The following is a 2,324-nucleotide window of genomic DNA, read 5'->3' as shown; positions in this document are numbered from 1 at the left end:
GTGGCATCCACCGGAGGTTTTACTTAATTCAGTCGAAGTTTGAACCGACTGAATTAAGTTATACATTTTGATTAAAAATATGCAAACTTGGCACATCATGTTCCGGGTTTGCATATTTTTTTAGTATACGTGGAAAATTTGTTCCATGTTATGATTGACGAATTTTGATTTTCTGTTGTATTATTGTTCTTGTTCAATTTTTTGTAAAGGAGGAGGAAAAATAAAAGTAGAACGTTTCATCTAAAGCGCCAGAACTAAACCGTGAACGGAAAAAGTAACAAAGCATAGGCTATTGTTATAGGTTTAGTTGACGAGGAGGAGGTTTATCGAAAATTCGGCGGATGCCTCCCGGTTGTCATCAATCACGACCGCAATTCCTTTTAGGTAAAACAGAGGGGTGACTCTCTGCACAAACAAAAGGATATGATTGAGTAACTAGATAAATACGGAAAAAAAAGGGGCAAGTAAGCCCCGTGCTTTCTTGATCCCTTTTTTAGGGAGGAAATTTAATTTATGTGCGGAATTGTAGGTTTTATTGGAAAGAAAGACTCAAAGGAAATTTTGTTAAAGGGACTGGAAAAGCTCGAGTATCGTGGATATGATTCAGCTGGAATCGCAGTAATGAATGATGAAGGTGTTCATGTTTTTAAAGAAAAAGGTCGTATTGCAATCCTTCGTGAAGCTGTAGATCAAGGTCTATTTGCTACAGCTGGGATTGGCCATACACGTTGGGCAACTCATGGAGTGCCAAGTAAAGTCAATGCACACCCACATCAGGCAACAACTGGACGATTCACTCTTGTTCATAACGGCGTTATTGAAAACTACACGCAGCTTAAGGATGAGTATTTACAAAACATTGAGTTAAAGAGTGATACAGATACTGAGATTGTTGTTCAAGTACTTGAGCAATTTGTAAACCTGGGACATGAGGTAGAAGAGGCATTTCGTAAGACGTTAAGCCTTCTAAAAGGATCTTATGCGATTGCAATGCTTGATGAGCAAAACAACGAAACCATCTATGTTGCGAAAAACAAAAGTCCATTACTTGTAGGACTCGGTGACACCTTTAATGTTGTAGCAAGTGATGCAATGGCAATGCTTCAGGTAACTGATCAATATATCGAGTTAATGGATAAAGAAATTGTCATTGTTAAAAAAGAGTCTGTCACAATTAAAAATTTAGCGGGAGAAACAATTAACCGTGATCCATATACAGCGGAGCTAGACGCTAGTGACATTGAAAAGGGAACCTACCCACACTATATGTTAAAAGAAATTGACGAACAGCCATTAGTGATGAGAAAAATCATTCAAGAATATCAAGAAGAAAACGGTCAGTTAGCGATCGAACCTTGCATTGTCGAAGCAATGAAGGAAGCAGACCGCATCTATATCATCGCTGCTGGAACGAGTTATCATGCTGGCCTTGTTGGGAAACAATTCATTGAAAAAATGGCGCAAATACCTGTTGAGGTTCATATTTCAAGTGAATTCTCATATAATATGCCGTTATTATCTGAGAAACCATTATTCATCTTTATCTCACAAAGTGGAGAAACAGCAGACAGTCGCGCGGTGTTAGTACATGTAAAAGAATTGGGCCACAAGTCTATTACCCTTACAAACGTACCAGGTTCAACACTATCACGTGAAGCTGATTTCACATTGCTATTACATGCTGGTCCAGAAATTGCAGTGGCTTCAACAAAGGCTTATACGGCTCAATTAGCAGTACTTGCAATCCTTGCATATGTAACAGCTGAATCAAAGGGAATAAAGGTTGGCATGGATCTTATCAAGGAGCTTGGAATCATTGCGAACAGCATGGAAGCTCTTTGTGATGACAAAGAAGTAATGGAAGCAATCGCTTGGGAGTACTTCACAACCACTCGTAACTGCTTCTTCATCGGTCGTGCAATGGACTTCTTTGTTGGACTAGAAGGTGCCTTAAAGCTAAAAGAAATCTCCTACATCCAAGCAGAAGGATTTGCAGGAGGAGAATTAAAGCACGGAACAATTGCCTTAATCGAAGAAGGGACACCGGTCATCGCTCTAGCAACACAAGAGCATGTGAACCTAAGCATTCGCGGAAATGTGAAAGAGGTTGTTGCACGTGGTGCACATCCATGCATCATTTCAATGAAGGGCTTAGAAACAGACGAAGACCGATATGTGTTACCGGCTGTTAACGAAATGCTAACACCACTGATCTCCGTCATTCCATTACAGCTTATCTCTTACTACGCAGCACTTCACCGTGACTGTGACGTTGATAAGCCGCGGAATTTGGCGAAGAGCGTTACTGTCGAATAAGAGAAATA

General features: G+C 40.1%; 1 protein-coding gene. It reads left to right on the top strand.

Features of this window, described 5'->3' with window-relative positions; genetic code table 11:
- Positions 1–513: 513 nt before the first annotated feature.
- The gene (glmS, locus tag V7147_RS13130) at positions 514–2,316 is read left to right on the top strand and encodes a glutamine--fructose-6-phosphate transaminase (isomerizing) (RefSeq protein WP_335368310.1); all 1,803 of its coding nucleotides are present in this window, start codon (positions 514–516) and stop codon (positions 2,314–2,316) included.
- The last annotated feature ends 8 nt before the right edge of the window (positions 2,317–2,324 follow it).

The sequence above is a fragment of the Bacillus sp. JJ1521 genome (genome assembly GCF_036965165.1).
Classification (GTDB): Bacteria; Bacillota; Bacilli; order Bacillales; family Bacillaceae_L; genus Ferdinandcohnia.
Note: the sequence above shows the minus strand (reverse complement) of the source record. Positions and strands in the feature narration are given on the sequence as shown.

Excerpts from the sequence above, each read along its gene's own strand:
- glmS (WP_335368310.1), top strand. The coding sequence starts at position 514 with ATGTGCGGAATTGTAGGTTTTATTGGAAAGAAAGACTCAAAGGAAATT.